This is a genomic window from Klebsiella quasipneumoniae subsp. quasipneumoniae (assembly GCF_020525925.1).
GTDB lineage: Bacteria > Pseudomonadota > Gammaproteobacteria > Enterobacterales > Enterobacteriaceae > Klebsiella > Klebsiella quasipneumoniae.
Map to the genome: position 1 here is coordinate 1,439,746 of NZ_CP084876.1, position 15,967 is coordinate 1,455,712.

Annotated in this window: 6 protein-coding genes, 1 tRNA gene and 1 pseudogene; 4 read left to right on the top strand and 4 right to left on the bottom strand. The window is 50.0% G+C overall.

Going from position 1 to position 15,967, the window contains the following annotated elements:
• Positions 1-102 precede the first annotated feature (102 nt).
• Together LGM20_RS07165 and LGM20_RS07170 are read left to right on the top strand one after the other, a co-directional pair.
• Positions 103-7,608, top strand: coding sequence for a sacsin N-terminal ATP-binding-like domain-containing protein (locus tag LGM20_RS07165; protein WP_044524288.1), 7,506 nt, complete (start codon positions 103-105; stop codon positions 7,606-7,608).
• Complete coding sequence (locus tag LGM20_RS07170) at positions 7,605-10,265, top strand: DEAD/DEAH box helicase (protein WP_044524287.1); 2,661 nt, start codon at positions 7,605-7,607, stop codon at positions 10,263-10,265. Before LGM20_RS07165 ends, LGM20_RS07170 begins: the two co-directional genes overlap by 4 nt.
• 58 nt (positions 10,266-10,323) lie before the next feature.
• Here the strand turns inward: LGM20_RS07170 and LGM20_RS07175 are convergent.
• From LGM20_RS07175 to LGM20_RS07185, 3 genes and pseudogenes are all read right to left on the bottom strand, one after another.
• Positions 10,324-11,513, bottom strand: a pseudogene (locus tag LGM20_RS07175) (tyrosine-type recombinase/integrase).
• Between the two features lie 175 nt (positions 11,514-11,688).
• Positions 11,689-11,763 (bottom strand) — tRNA-Arg (locus LGM20_RS07180).
• Positions 11,764-11,852: 89 nt separating this feature from the next.
• A complete protein-coding gene (locus LGM20_RS07185) occupies positions 11,853-12,782 on the bottom strand; it encodes a formate/nitrite transporter family protein (protein ID WP_044524285.1) in 930 nt (309 codons plus the stop codon).
• Between the two features lie 289 nt (positions 12,783-13,071).
• Here LGM20_RS07185 and mlaA point away from each other — a divergent pair, with 289 nt between their 5' ends.
• Complete coding sequence (gene mlaA / locus LGM20_RS07190; RefSeq protein ID WP_032453618.1) at positions 13,072-13,833, top strand: phospholipid-binding lipoprotein MlaA; 762 nt, start codon at positions 13,072-13,074, stop codon at positions 13,831-13,833.
• 58 nt (positions 13,834-13,891) lie between these two features.
• Here the strand turns inward: mlaA and fadL are convergent, their stop codons facing one another.
• Positions 13,892-15,214, bottom strand: a complete 1,323-nt coding sequence (fadL, locus tag LGM20_RS07195) for a long-chain fatty acid transporter FadL (RefSeq protein WP_044524284.1) — start codon at positions 15,212-15,214, stop codon at positions 13,892-13,894.
• 373 nt (positions 15,215-15,587) lie between these two features.
• Here fadL and LGM20_RS07200 point away from each other — a divergent pair, with 373 nt between their 5' ends.
• A complete protein-coding gene (locus LGM20_RS07200; protein WP_023290542.1) occupies positions 15,588-15,872 on the top strand; it encodes a YfcZ/YiiS family protein in 285 nt (94 codons plus the stop codon).
• Positions 15,873-15,967 lie beyond the last annotated feature (95 nt).

Genomic DNA, 15,967 nt, shown 5'->3' on the forward strand with positions numbered 1-15,967 from the left:
GTTTTACGCTAGCGGTCTGCTAGTGACAGCCAGCTCGCAGGGAGTGAGCTGACCGTGTTTAACGCCCTACCGAGGGGCGTAAATTGCATACAGAGGTTAATGATGGCTAAAGCGCACTCCACGCCGCTCAACGATATTGCGATTATCGCTGCGAATTTAAAAGACCGTTATAAAAACGGCTTCCCTGTTTTGAAAGAAATTGTGCAAAACGCGGATGATGCGCAGGCATCATCCTTAATCTTTGGCTGGAGCCCGGGCATTGCCGGATCCGATCATCCATTACTGGGTGATCCTGCGCTTTTCTTTATCAATAATGCGCCGCTGACACTCGAAGATGTAGAGGGGATCCTCTCCATTGGCATTGGCACCAAACCGGGCGACGAAAATGCGGTGGGGAAATTTGGGCTCGGTATGAAAAGCCTGTTCCATCTCGGTGAAGTATTCTTTTACCAGTCTTTTGACTGGCATACCGCCTCGGCCAAATCAGACGTTTTTAACCCCTGGGACAGTTACAGGTCTGCCTGGGCCGAGGTGAGCGTGCAAGATAAAGTTCGTCTTGAGGATGAAGTCCGCGCAATTACCCAAAATGAGTGTGATGGTTATTTCGTTGTCTGGGTTCCGCTGCGTTCAGAGAGTATCTATCAGGCCCGGCAAGATGATGAAAACTTTATTATTGTTGGCGAAGACTATCGTTATGAGGTGCCTGATTTTATCACTGACCGGCGATTAGGGGATAAGCTCGCCAGCCTTTTACCGCTGATGAAAACCTTGCAGGACATTGAGCTGGTTGTGAAAACAGGGCAGGGGTATCAGCGTCAAATACATATCTCGCTGCCTGAAAAGGCGACTCGCCCACAATTTACCAATCTTAATGGTGCTGGGGAATGGCAAGGCAACATTAGCGTTCAGCATGCTGGATTGCCGGACCCTCAGCAAAAATACTACGTCGGGCATGAGGTTTTGCTGAATACGCCTGAGTTTTCTGCCCTGAAATCACAACGCACCTGGCCATTCAGTTATTCACGAGAAGGTAAGAAGACCGCGGATAAAGCGCTGCCTCATGCCGCTGTGGTGATGCTGGCGGAGAAAGTACCTGAAGGAGAGGCAACGCTGACGGTGGAATGGGCGGTGTTTTTACCTTTAGGTGAGCAGGACACCGCGCAGCATGCGCAGAAACAAAAATTCTCTCTTTCTGGTCAATACTCGTATCAAATTATTCTGCACGGCTACTTTTTCATTGATGCCGGGCGAGTGGGTATCCAGGGGTTGGCTACACTCACCAGCGCCACGCCGTTATTCAATGCCCCTGATTCTCCTGCTCAGGAACAACTGGTTCAGGAATGGAACCGCTGTCTTGCTACTCAGGGAACGTTGCCGTTATTACCGAAAGCGCTTGCCTCTCTTATGTCGCTTATTCACGCCGGAGATGCGGAAAAAGCGGCAATTTCGGATGGTGTGCGTAGAGCTTTGCGCAACAATAATGCCTGGCTCCATTGGGTAACGTTGTACCATCTGTGGGTATGCGAACTAACGCGGGATGGAAGTCAGTGGTATTTAGTTGATGCGAACACTCCCGTTCGTCTATTGCCTGCCACACCTTCAGGTGAAGCGCATCGCCCCTGGGAAGTGCTGCCCGCGCTGGAAAGCCTGGGTGTAACGCATAGATTTATCGATGAAACGCAGCCGAATATCTATAACGAATTTAAAAGTAAGTGGCAGTTGTCAGAGATTCAGGCGTTGCTACAGGCCATACCGTCAATGGTGTTTACAGCACCAAAGCTCACGAACTATCTCAATCAACTGCTGAAAGCGTTGCCGATTGCGTCGGATAATTATTCCCGTGACCTGATGTCGTTGCTCAGGAAAACGTTCTCTGACGTGCCGTTGGTGGAGCTTTCACGAAACCAGACGGCGATCGGTGAATTGATGGCGCTCATTCGGCCGACCTGGCGTTACAGAATTGCCATTGACCGTCAGGAGCAGGCCCTGTGGGAAACGCTTGGCCGTACGGTTATGGATACGCTGCTGGTGCCCGCTTTTCTCGATAACAGTAAAGAGCCCGCCAGTGCCTCTTTAAACTGGGAGACCGTCGGGAGCCTGCTGCAGGCGATGCAGGCGCAGGCTTCTGCCAGCGATGACTTTGAAAAACTGGTGCGGGATTTTATCGGCAAACTCTCCGCTCCCGATCGACTGGAGTTGTACCGCCGGTTTGATATATTGAAGATCTTTAAGGTTTCGCAGCCCACCGGTGCGCCATACCTTGAAACGCGCCGTCATCTGCTTGACTTAAAACAAAAGCGCAGAGTCTTCAAACGTGGAGGCAGCGCCAACTTTGGCGTGGGGTTAAGCGCATTGTTGCAGCAGGCGCTGATCGAAAAAGAGGTCGTCCTGATCACCAATGATATTAATCAGACCCTATTTGGTGGTTCAGAATATTCAGAAGCGCAGGAGTGTGACAGCGAGGGTGTGGTCCATCTGCTTGAGCTTCACCCTCGTCTGGATTTGCCGGCAAAACGCATTGACTTGCTTAATAAAATGGCTGCGGACGGTGACAAATTCGGCCCCAGAGAGCGGCTTGCCTATCGCTATCTGATGCACGGTAATTCGGCTGATACCGGCGAGACTGAATTGTGGAAAGCGGGTAAGGCGCATCCTGTATGGGCAAAAATACTTTCTGATGCTAATTCACAACAGCGTAAGTGGACCATTATTTCGCCAGAGATTGAGCAGAACCTCGGGCTGACTCCCGGATTCGAGAAGGCGCTCAGGCTTGATAGTGTAACGCCGGATCATGTGATCCAGCGCTTCAAAGAAAGCCTAGAATATCTGGAGTTTGATGACTTATCTGCAGAAGATGCGGAAGAAGTTCTGTTGCACATTGGGCGCGCTATGGGTGAAACAATGTGGCGGCAGATGGCGCTTCATCGTAGGGAAGGCAAAGAGGGGTACATATCCCTTGATGAGCGTTGTTTCTTACGTGGGGGGCGCATTGAACTGCCCACTGAATTGAATGACAACGTGACGTTCATCCAGTCCGCCAGCCAACCGGAAGTGCAGGAGCAGCAGCGCAAATATCTGCCAATGGTGAACGCTGAGCATGCAATCATGCTGGCTTTATCTGAGCCGAATCCGGGACAATTCTGCGATTTTATCCTGCAATTGTTAATGCAGCCGACGAATGACGTGTCTTCAGAGAGAGCGTTCAACAACCTGCGCAGCCAGAAATGGCTTTTGCACCGTGGTGTGGCGATAGCACCAGAAAATATTCTGGATATCAGCGCGAAAGACTATCCGGAGATCGCGAAGCTGACTGAAGCGACGCCGCGCATCGCTCTGCTTGAGGATATTGTTCTATCAGATGACGCTAACCGTGCGCTGAGTCCATGGGTCGTGCGAGGTAAGGCTGCGTTTTACAAAGCGCTCACTGTGGCAGGTACACTTCCGCTTTATGCTATCGGCAGCAGCTTACGTCTCACTGACACGATTATTCTTCAGGCCAGTGACAGATCTTACGCGTTTGATAACTTTGACGGCTGGCGGCTTTTAATTGAGTGCCTCAAAGGTGCTGAGTCACTTGAGGGCAATGAGGCCATCAATGCGCTGAGTTTTGCGCATCCGGTGACAGACAAGATAGTTTCCAGCTACCGACGTCTTGTCGACAGCATGAATCCAACCCAAGGCGTTGAATTGCGTAAAGCGCTGTTAAGCTCGCTGTGTCATACCCATTCAGAACCCTCCAGCGTACTGCGTTCAATGCAGCTCAGGACGGCAGCGGATACCTGGGCGTTAGCCACCGATCTCTGTTATGGCGTAACGGGCGCAGAACGTAGTGCTGTTCTACATGATGACGACTGGGCGTATTTGTCCCCCTGGCTGCAGGCTAATGACTTGTCGGTAGACAGTACTGAGTCCGAAGGGCATCTCAGTCATGTTGAGTATTCTGCCAGTGTCTTAAGGGAATACTTTGCGCCCTGGGAACGTTGGGTTCCACGTAAGGCAATCGCTGCGCTGCTGGCCTTGCTGGCGGGGAATCGTAAGGTTCGTAAGCTGTGTGAAAGTTACCTGGGGCTGCAAAGTTATGCCCTGTTCGTGAATGAACTGTCGCAAGACAGTAAACCCTTAACCAACCATGACGCTCACTTTGCTGGGTTAACGCTCTTACAGTGTATTGAGAAATATGCCTTTGCCGTGAAGGTTTACGAAGAAAACACGTTGCAGGTTCACTCACTGTTCCAGGAACGTTTGACCGTGGCGCTGGCAACTGATCTGGATACGATCTTTGTGGGTCAGCACGGCTACGCTTTTTATACCGGCCAGGCACCGCAAATCTTCATTCGCCGATTTTCCCCAGACCAGTACACGCCTCAGCAACTTTTGGCGATTCTGAAACGCAGCACCAGTTGGCTGCAGGAAGGTATTTATCTGCAGAGGGCAAGGCTGGACACGCTCTGGCAATCCTTTGAGCAGGCCGAGCAGCTGGATGTGAATATCGCTCGCGTCACAATTCTGAATAGCATCGTAGAACGCCTGAAAACGCTGGGCCTTAAAAACTCTCAGCTTAACGTTTTAATGAGAGCCTATGAGAGTGAGCTTCACTCTCTTGCTGAAAGTAGTGACGGCAAGTCGCTCCACAGCCCGAGGCTCACTGAAATTGTCTATGACATTGCGAATGCCATCCGAGATCGCCCTGAGCTGCAGGCTGAAATATTAACAGCGGTCAGAAAGCGTATAGAGGATGCTCAGTATCAGCCATCAAGCGTTCCTTTTGAGCTGTTCCAGAATGCCGATGATGCGGTAGAAGAGTTGTTTACGCTGGATAGCGATGCCCGTCATGAGCGGGGGCACCAGAAATTTATGGTGAAAGAGCAAAACGGCGGGTTGTCGTTCTTCAACTGGGGTCGAGAAATAAACCGCTTCCAGAGCGTGAAAAATGAGCAAGTCGAGAATGTTCATGATGGCTACAAAAACGATCTGAAAAAAATGCTGGCGCTTTACCAGTCAGATAAAGAGCAGGGCGTTACCGGCAAGTTCGGTCTTGGCTTCAAAAGCTGTCTGCTGGTGTCTGATAATCCTTACCTATTGTCGGGGCGGCTGGCGACTAAAATAGCGGGTGGAATTGTGCCCGAGTCCTGTGACGCTGAAAGCTATAAACAACTAAATCAACTCACTGAAAGTGCCGCGATAAATGGCTTGTCACCAACTCTTGTGTATTTGCCACTGCGCCAGCATATGCAAGCGGAAATGGTGTTAAAAGATTTTACTCTGTATGCAGGTTTACTAAATCTTTATGCACGTAACTTGCGCCAGATTGTCATTGATGAGCATGAATGGCGCTGGGAGCCTGCTCAGTATAAACGTATTCCTGGTCTGTCATTGGGCAAGGTTATGTTGCCGAACAGCAAGGGTGTTCAGTCACCAGTGCGAGTGGCGGTTTACCAGACCGAAATCGATTATGAACGCTGCCATCTAGTTTTCCAGGTCACGCGCAGGGGCCTGAGAGGTTTTGACACTCATATTCCGCGATTGTGGAATTTGTCTCCGTTGATGAGTGATACCCGGCAGGGTTTTTTGATTAACGCTGGATTTGAGGTTGATATTGGTCGGCGCCAGTTGGCTATTGAAGCTGAACGTAACCGGGGCATAATTCAGAAAGCAGGGGCGAAAGTTCATTCTCTGCTGGAATTGCTCTGGCGTGAAACTGAGTATAACTGGGAGGCGCTGGTTGCTGAGTGGGAACTAAGCCCAGAATTAACTCATAGTCAGTTTTGGGAAAGCATATGGGACGTAATGTCTACAGGCATCAGTAACGACGCTACCGCGATGGAAAATGAAAAGTTGCTACAGCAACTTTACGAAAGCGAAAACGGCATCATGAGCTTCTATCGCTCATATCCCGCGCTGCCCAACGGATTTAAAGAGCAGGCTGCCGGGCTGATAAAGTGGAGCGACAGAGTGCGTTGTGCGGATGAACTGGTTTCTCGTCTGGCGAGTTCACTGATTTATCTCCCTGCGTTTCAGGCATTGCACAGTGCACAGTGCCTGGTAGCAGACACGACGGGAGGCAAACTTAAAGTCGAAACTAAACTGTCGCTTGAATCGTTATTAAGTGCGTCATTGCCGGATAAACAGGGCGTTGATATCCAACATTTGGTTCCACGGGATGCTGAGAAGCTGGCAGTCGTATTTAACGAAGAGTTCGATAAGCGACTAGGTGAACTGACAGGCTGGCAGGATAAAATTGAGGCTTTCAGAAAACAGCTGACGAACTTGCATGTGCTGACACAAGCAGGCTCTACACGCCCGATTAGCCAAATTTTGCTCGGTAACACTCCTTGTGCCGAAAAAAATGAACGGTTGATCTCTGGGTTTGCCCCTGCCGATGCCATCATTTCATCATCTTATTCTACGCAGGCGTGTGAATTTATTGTTTATTGCAAGCGCAGAAGTCAGGGATATGTTTTTGAGGATTTAGTCAAATGGGCAAAGCGCAAAGACCTGGCGGCTGATAATCAAAAGCGGCAGGCATTTTGTCGTTTTCTGATTGAAGGCATAGAAGGTGAAAAACTGGCGGGTATGCTGATGGAAGAGATACCGCCAGAGTGGTTGCTTGAGCTTAAGCTGCGTCCAGGTGCATTTCCGGCAGACTGGCACTGGAGCAATAATGACATTGCCTCTCTCCTGCAGGGACGGTTGCTGACTAATAGCGACAGAACAAGGGCATGGGAGCGCGAGATTCGCGAGACACCGAAAGAATACGAACCGTTGGTGACGCCTGCTGAGGCGATGCAAAAAATACACCGCTGGTGGGAAGAGAACCAGCAGGAGGAGTTGGCGAAATACAATACCCGACTCTATCCGGAAGGTTGGTTTGACTGGGAAGCTTTAAAAAATGACTCTGACGATCAGAGTTCGCGTCTGGCGTTATTGAAACTGCTTTATCTTGGCTCATGCCAGACCATTGGCCGGACTCAGGAAGAGCAACACCGTGCCGCGATTGAGCATTTTGAGGACAAAGGCTGGTGGGATACGTTTGTTAATCCTGATGCTGCGCAGCAGTGGCTGGATGTGATGGATGAATATCTAAACGAGTCTTTTGACGGTGATAGGTATCGTATCTGGTTGCAGATATTACCGTTGTATCGTTTTTCCAGACACTTAGATACCTATCGCGAACTGCTGGATATGTCGGAAGCGTTCCTTGAGGATATTGGGGATTTACTGCGACCGGCATCCAGTTCCAGGCTTTCGGGAACCGGGATAGGTGTCGTTCCAGAATTACGTGCAACGCTTGGAACCGGGGTGAACTTCATTTTCCGTGAACTCGTGCGTAATAACGTGTTTACCGACTCTAATATTCATCAATATTGCTTCTCTGCACCAGAGCGCGTCAGACGTCTGTTGTGGGCGATGGAGTTTGAAGAAATAAATGTTAAGCAGTCGTCTGCCAGTGATTCTATTCTGCTGTGGACGTTTTTCAGCAAACACCTTGGTGAGGAAAATGCGACCTTTAATCATTGTTTCGACATACCGCTGCGCATTTTAACCAGTGACGAGAAAAGCTCGCTTCGCATTGAAATATTTGGGCAGGATCCCCTGGAGTACGTATGAAAATGACATTTCAGCAGGGCCAACAAGTACGGCATGAACGCTTTGGGCTGGGGACGATTGAACTCCTGAGGGAAAATACCGCACTCATTCGTTTCGAGTCGAGTTTTGAAGAGCGTCCTCTTTCCGAGCTGGAACCAGTACGCAGCGCACAAGATGCTTTAGCTGAAGGTAATTATGACGATCTGCGTGAAGTCCTTGCGCGCAGTCAGGCGCTTGCGATCCGCTCCATCAATGATAGTTGGGGGGTGTTCTCCACTTCACGTATCAACCTGCTGCCGCATCAGTTATGGGTATGTCACCGCGTGTTACGGCAATGGCCGGTACAAAAGCTGATTGCTGATGACGTAGGGTTGGGGAAAACCGTTGAGGCAGGGCTGATCCTTTGGCCGCTGCTGGCGAAAAAACGTGTACAGCGTCTGTTGGTTTTAGCGCCTGCATCGTTAGTACCGCAGTGGCAGGAGCGTTTGCGGCAGATGTTTGATATTCGTTTGTCCCTCTACTCCACGGAAATTGATACTGAGCGATCAGATTACTGGAATACGCATCCCTGGGTGGTCGCTTCATTGCCGACACTGCGAAAAGATATTAATGGCAGGCACGAGCGAATGCTCAAAGCAGACGACTGGGACTTGCTGATCATCGATGAAGCACATCACCTTAACTCGCTAGAAGATTCGGGGGCGACTCAGGGCTATCGATTTGTGCAGAAGCTTATCGATCACGGTAAGTTCGCCTCGCGGCTTTTTTTCACAGCTACCCCGCATCGCGGGAAAAATTACGGCTTCTTTGCCCTGCTGAGGCTTTTACGTCCAGACTTGTTTGACGTGAATAAGCCATTTGAAACTCAGCAGCATCATGTTCGGGATGTTGTGATTCGCAATAATAAGCAAACCGTCACGAATATGGACGGTGAACGTTTGTTCAAGACCGTCAACGTGACCTCACAGACCTATCATTTTTCTGAGGCTGAACAGTCATTCTATGACCGGCTCACACGATTTATTCTTTCAGGGCAGGCCTACGCTTCGTCGCTGAGCTCCGCAAACCAGCAGGCTGTGCAACTGGTGTTAACTGCAATGCAGAAACTGGCGGCAAGTTCGGTAGCGGCAATTTATGCCGCAATAAATGGGCGTATTGCTAGGCTCGGGGAAAATCAGAAAAAGCTACAGGCGCTGAGTGATGAAATGAATGCCATCATGAGTGATTCTCAGGCCCCGGATCTCGATGATGCCTACATTGCGCTTGAAAGCGAATATGTTCAAATGTCTGCTTCGGTTCAACTTATGCAGAATGAGCTGCCCATGCTTGAAGAGCTGCAGGCGTTGGCGGGGAATGTAGAATCGGAAACGAAAATCCAGACCCTACTTAATGTCCTGGAAACCACGTTTCTTAATCGCACCGTCGTATTCTTTACTGAATATAAAGCGACACAGGCTCTGCTAATTAATACTCTGAATGCTCGCTTTGGCTATGGCTGTGTCAGCTTTATCAATGGCGAAGGACGGCTGGAAGGGATTTACAATAAACAAGGTGTCAAAACGTCATGGAGTATGGATCGATACCATGCTGCGGAGCAATTTAAAAGCGGGCAGGTACGCTTTATTGTTTGTACAGAAGCCGGTGGTGAAGGTATTGATTTGCAGGACAACTGTTATTCCATGATTCATGTTGATCTGCCGTGGAATCCGATGCGTCTTCACCAGCGTGTAGGGCGACTCAATCGCTATGGCCAAAAACATCAGGTTGAAGTTATTACTTTACGCAACCCCGATACTGTAGAGTCCAGAATTTGGGATCTATTAAACAGCAAAATAACCACAGTTATGCGTTCTTTGGGCGACGCGATGGAGGAACCGGAAGATCTGTTGCAGCTTATTCTTGGGATGAGTGATAAAGGGTTTTTCAATTCACTTTTTGCTGATGGCCTGATACAAAAACCAGAGACTCTAAATACATGGTTCGATTCCAGAGCAGGGACCTTCGGAGGTCAGTCGGCGGTCAGCGTAGTTAAGGGGCTCGTTGGTCATGCTGATAAATTCGAATATCAGAATTTACAGGAAGTCCCTAAGTTGGATCTAAATAACATGTATAGTTTTTTAGAAAATATGCTCAAATTGAATGGCCATCGTCTTGAGAATGAGGGGGGGACACTTTCTTTCGTTACACCGAAAGAGTGGATAACCCAGTTTGGGATTAAGAAAAAATATAATAACATGACGTTTGACAGAATATCTGAAGACAAGTCACTTGAAGTGCTTGGCGTTGGGCACGTTATTTTAAATAATGCGATCGCGCAGGCAGAGAAATTCAATGCGTCAACGGCGGTAGCTCGGGGAATTTCTGCGCCTTTACTCATTTATATTCTTCGCGATCAAATTACTGGTGACAGTAATGTACATTCATTCACCGTTGTAGGTGTATTACTGAATGACGAACCGAAAGTTCTGGTGAACGACGACCTTGTCCATCAATTATCTGTTATTTATGAAGGTATGCCTAAGGGATCACCAGTTGTAAAACTTGATAGTACCTATCAAATTGATTCTGCCAGTGATCTTAAAATTGCAGAGATATCGTTAGAACAGGCAATTGCTTCGTTAAATTTGCCTTACGAAAAAGTCAGTTGGAACCACACAGCAACATTTATACCTCAATAAATTATTTTATTATAGATACCAACTCCACCTTTAAAACAAAGGTGGAGTTGGTTTATGATTATTCCTTATGGAGACGCATTTCACAATTTTGAATATAATCACCATACCACTTCATCATTTCCCTACGACCATCCAGATACTGGGCATGGTTATAAGTACCACGAATCGAGTTTTTATCTACATGTGCTAGCTGTGTTTCAATCCAGGCCGTGTTAAAACCTTGCTCATGAAGAATGGTACTCATAGTGTGGCGAAAACCATGGCCGGTAGCTCTTTTATCATATCCAATTCTCTTCAAAACCATGTTAACACTGGCTTCACTCATCGGTTTATTAACATCATTTCGTCCAGAGAAAATAAACTGATAGCTTCCAGTGAGTTGTTTCAGTTGCTGAAGGGCTTGCAAGGATTGGCTAGATAGCGGGACGAGATGCGTTCGCTTCATCTTCATCCTGTTTTAGGTATTTCCCAGAGACTGTTTTCGAAGTCAATTTCGCACCATTCAGCCATTCGTAACTCTACTGTTCTTAATCCAGTTAGCATCACCAAACGAGTCGCGAGCAGAGTTATTAAACTACCTGAATAATTTGATAATTTCTGTAAAAATTCAGGTAATTCAGGCACTGTCAGAAAGGGATAATGATGTTTTTCATATCCTTGCAATGCGCTGGCAAGATCTGCGGCTGGATTGTATTCAGCACGCCCCGTGACTATTGCGTATCGAAAGACTTCACTGCAGCGTTGGCGAACTTTACTGGCTAACTCTGGCGCGCCACGTTTTTCTATACGCTGAAGAACGGATAAAAGCTCTAGCGGCTTGATTTCGTTAACAGGCCTGGAACCTAAATGAGGGAAAACATTATTTTTGAATCCACGATTAACATAATCGGCATAGTTTTTTGACCATCCAGAGATTTTCGCGTTGTACCACTCTGTAGCTATTGCCTCAAAGGTATTTGTGATTGATCGTTTTTTGGCGAGTAGTTCTGCTTTTTTTACTTCACCTGGATCTTGATCGTTAGCCCGAATTCTCCTTGCGTCATCGCGCCTGGTTCGTGCATCAGCCAGAGAAATATCTGGGTATGTACTAAATGATAATTTTTTCTCTTTACCAGCAAATCTGTATTTCATCCGCCAGTATTTTGAACCGTTAGGGTTAACCTGGAGATACAGTCCACCACCGTCAGCGAGTTTATAGGCTTTGTCTCTGGGCTTTGCAGTCTCGACCTGACGCGCATTTAAGGGCATTTGGGGGCCTCATTTTTCATTGAACAGGATAAGCCCCCACTAAGGCCCCCAAACGTTTATTGATTCACGTTGAGATGGGTAGATATCGGTTGACATCACACAGCCAGAACAGAGGGTTTATCACTGATTATAAGGGGATTTTATTGAATTCGGTAGACGTCAGGAGAGTTGTATATGGCGTCCCCTGCAGGAATCGAACCTGCAACTAGCCCTTAGGAGGGGCTCGTTATATCCATTTAACTAAGGGGACAAGGCGGCACGAGTATAGCGTTTTTCGCCCGCCTGAGTAAGAGCTATACCGTCTGACTGCTTAAACCCTCGCCATTCTAAGCGCTTTTTTTATGCCCGGTCGGCATTTTTGGCTTTTGCAGCAGCCTGCGCGCGGGCTTCCGCTTTTCGCTTGTTGCTCATGTCGTTACGGATCTGCGCATGGCTCAGCAGTGCGAAGATGAAGGTCCCGCCGCAGATATTACCCGCCAGCGTCGGAAGGGCGAAAGGCCAGATGAAGTCGCTCCAGGGAAGGCTTCCGTTAAATACCAGATAGAGGATTTCCACCGAGCCCACCACGATATGGGTGGTATCCGCCAGGGCGATGAGCCAGGTCATCAGAATGATCACCACGATCTTGGCGGCGCCGGCAAGGGGAAACATCCAGACCATGGTGGCGACCAGCCAGCCGGAAATAATCGCATTGGCGAACATCTCCGTCGGGCTGTTTTTCATCACATCTTCGGCGATGCTGACGAAGGCCTGGCGGGTCGGCTCATCAAAAACAGGCATATAATTGAAGGCCCATGCGGCCACCGCGGTGCCGATGAGATTGCCCGCCAGCACCACAGACCATAGCCGCATGAGTAAACCGACGTTTCCGGGGGTGGGATTGTGCATCACCGGCAGTACGGCGGTGACCGTATTTTCCGTGAACAGCTGCTGGCGGGCCATAATTACGATAATAAAGCCGAAGGTATACCCGAGGTTCTCGAGTAAAAACCCTCCCGGGATCCCCTCCAGCTTGACGTGAAAAATCCCTTTCGCCAGCAGGGAGGCGCCCATCGACAGACCGGCTGCAATCGCCGACCACAGCAGGGCCAGCGCATCGCGCTCCATCTCTTTTTCCCCTTCCTGGCGAATATGTTCATGGATCGCCATCGCCCGAGAGGGAAGGCGATCTTCGTCAACTTCTATCTCTTCACCGCGCTGTTTTTCTTCACTTTCGACCTCGCGTTCGTCATCCGCAGGCTTTAATTTGTTATCGTCTGGTTCATCCATTTCACGGCCCTCGCTGACAATTTATCTAGTTAAAGCGTAGCGGCTTTCCCTGGCGACTGGCTGGGGATACTCTTAAATCGCAAAAATGGTTACGCCAGATTTTTATCGCTCCGCTAGAATAGGAGCCCCGCGATCTCGTTATTCCCAGGCTATGATCAAATCAACAACTTGGGTGATATAGACATCGTTCAACGTGCTGTTACAATCGCTCACATCTGTACGGGCGGAAACGTTGTCTTTCCGTCATGGATGGCAACTCGCGATAGCCATAAAAACCAGGGAGACATCTATGAATTATCGCCTGTCGGCGCTTGCGCTTGGCGCCACATTGCTGGTGGGATGTGCCAGTTCCAGCTCTGGCGATCGGCCGCAGGGGCGCTCAGACCCGTTAGAAGGGTTTAACCGCACGATGTTTGACTTCAACTTTAACGTGGTTGATCCTTACGTGCTTCGTCCCGTCGCGGTGGCATGGCGTGACTATGTTCCGCAGCCGGCGCGCAATGGCTTAAGCAACTTCACCAGCAACCTGGAAGAGCCGGCGGTGATGGTGAACTCCTTCCTGCAGGGCGACCCGTATAAAGGTATGGTCCACTTTACCCGCTTCTTCCTGAACACCATCCTCGGGATGGGGGGTCTGATCGATGTCGCCGGGATGGCTAATCCGCAGCTGCAGCGCGTTGAACCGCATCGTTTCGGCAGTACGCTCGGCCACTATGGCGTCGGCTATGGTCCGTATGTGCAACTGCCATTCTACGGCAGCTTTACCCTGCGTGACGAAGGCGGCGATATGGCCGATGGCCTCTATCCGGTGCTTTCCTGGCTGACCTGGCCGATGTCAATCGGCAAATGGGCGGTAGAAGGGATTGAGACGCGCGCTCAGCTGCTGGATTCCGACGGCCTGCTGCGTCAGTCTTCCGATCCTTACATTCTGGTGCGTGAGGCTTACTTCCAGCGTCATGACTTTATCGCCAACGGCGGTAAGCTGACCCCGGCGGACAATCCGAACGCCCAGGCCATTCAGGATGAACTGAAAGATATCGATTCACAGTAATCTGCGAATAAAAAAAGGGTGAACATAATGTTCACCCTTTTTTGTTGCGCGCTGCTTATCAGAAGCGGTAGTTGAAGTTGGCGCCGTACAGCCAGGCGGTCCCTTCGGAGCGGAAGGTATACGGGCCTTCCTTGATTTCCACATGCTGCCCGTGCATATAGGAAATCCCGACGTCAACCGACGCATCCTTGTTGAACGCGTAGGTGGTACCCGCGCTCAGCCACAGGCGATCCTGGTCCGGAATGGAAATGGAGCGATTGTTGGCCGGTACCGGGCTGTCGTCGAAGGCGATACCGGTGCGGAAGGTCCAGTTATCGTCGTAATAATAGGTCGTCCCCAGCGCTACGCGGTAGGCGTCCTTAAAGCCTTCCTCTTTATAGAACAGCGTCTGGCCGTTGCTGCCGGTGGCTTTCAGCTCCTGGAACTGGCTCCAGCTGGTGTAGGTCAGACTATAGTGGACCGCCCACTGCGGCGCCACGCGGTTATAGCCCGACAGTTCCCACATTTCCGGCAGGTTAAGGGTCAGTGAACCGTCGGTGGTCTGGCCGTTAGTACCCGCCGGCAGACCGAAGTTGCCAAGGATCTGGTTATAGGCCGCTGGCAGACTGCTGCGATAGTTACCGTCGAAATCGATCTTGACCTCGGAACGGTAGGTTAAACCGTAGCGGTTGTTCTTATCCAGCTCATAGAGGATACCGGCGTTCCAGCCAAAGCCCCACGCATTGCCGTTAAGATGGGCGATCTGCGTGTCGGCTGGGATCTTCGCCACCTGGCCTGCCAGCGCCGGCGGCAGCGCGCCAGAGCCAGCGACAATCTGGCCCAGATCGCCTGCATAGCGCTCGATCTTCGCCTTAGCGTAGACCGCATCGAAACCTAAGCCAAAGCTCCAGTTGCTGTCGAGGCGATAGGCGCCGCTCAGGTTGAAGTTAGCCGTAGTCAGGTCGGTTTTACCGCCCATGCTGCCGGCCGCATAATCATCGTTATACTCTGTTGCCAGGCCGTAGTTGGAGGTGATGGACGCCCCCCAGCCGAACTGATCGTTAATCGGCGCGACAAAGTGGAAGTTGGGTACCCACGCCGTCGGGGCGATATTGTCCGCATTCAGGCTTTTGCCGGTGGGGGAAGTCCCGGAGACATTGACGCCCGGGTCGACAAAAACGGCGCCCGCCGACATAGTCGGACGGTCAAACATCATAATTAATGCCGGGTTACGACTGGCATTGCCTGCATCGTCTGCGATAGCCCCTTCACCGGAATAGGCCCGACCCAGCCCTGATGAAGAGAATTCGTTGAGCTGGAAGCCTGCTGACCAGGCCTGGGTGGAAACAAGTGCGACAGCCACTGCAAGGGCAGATTGGGTAAAGCGGGTTTTCTGGCTCATGCCCATAACCTCATTGAGTTATTTTTTTTTAAACTATGTTACATGCCGTAACAGAAGCGCGGAAGTGTAGGGTCTGCGGTACAACAGAGAAATCAGACCAGTGCGCTGAGTATAGGTCTGACCAGATGAGTTGTTGCAAGTTTGTTTATGAAGTTTTTCAATTGTGATAACAGAAACGCGATCCAGCTGGCAAAATTGTCGGGGGGAAGGCGACGGAGAAAAGGTGATTTTTGTTTTAGATCATTTTTAAGTGTGATTTCTGTCACTTAACGCCGTGATAGCGATTCTCGGCTGGAGGCAAACCGGAGGGCGGGCGTAAAATAGGCACATTAATTGTCTGGCACCGCAGGTGCATATCCAGAGGAAATCTACGATGAGTAAATGTAGCGCTGATGAAACCCCGGTTTGCTGCTGTATGGATGTTGGGACCATTGTCGACAACACCGACTGCACCGCCTCATACAGCCGCGTATTCGCCAACCGTGCGGAAGCAGAGCAAATGCTCGCCGCGCTGAGCGAAAAAGCCCGCAGTGTGGAATCTGAACCGTGCAAAATTAATCCCGTCTTCGCCGACGTTGACGGCGGCGTAAAGCTGGATATCGATTTTGTGTTTAGCTGTGAAGCCGAATCCCTCATCTTCCAGCTGGGTCTGCGTTAATCCCTCCGCTTAGCGCCCCGTGAACGGGGCGTTATCTTTTCTGTTCAATGTGTTTTGGCTCGCAATTTTTCGCTTCCCCGATTGGCTTAATGTAA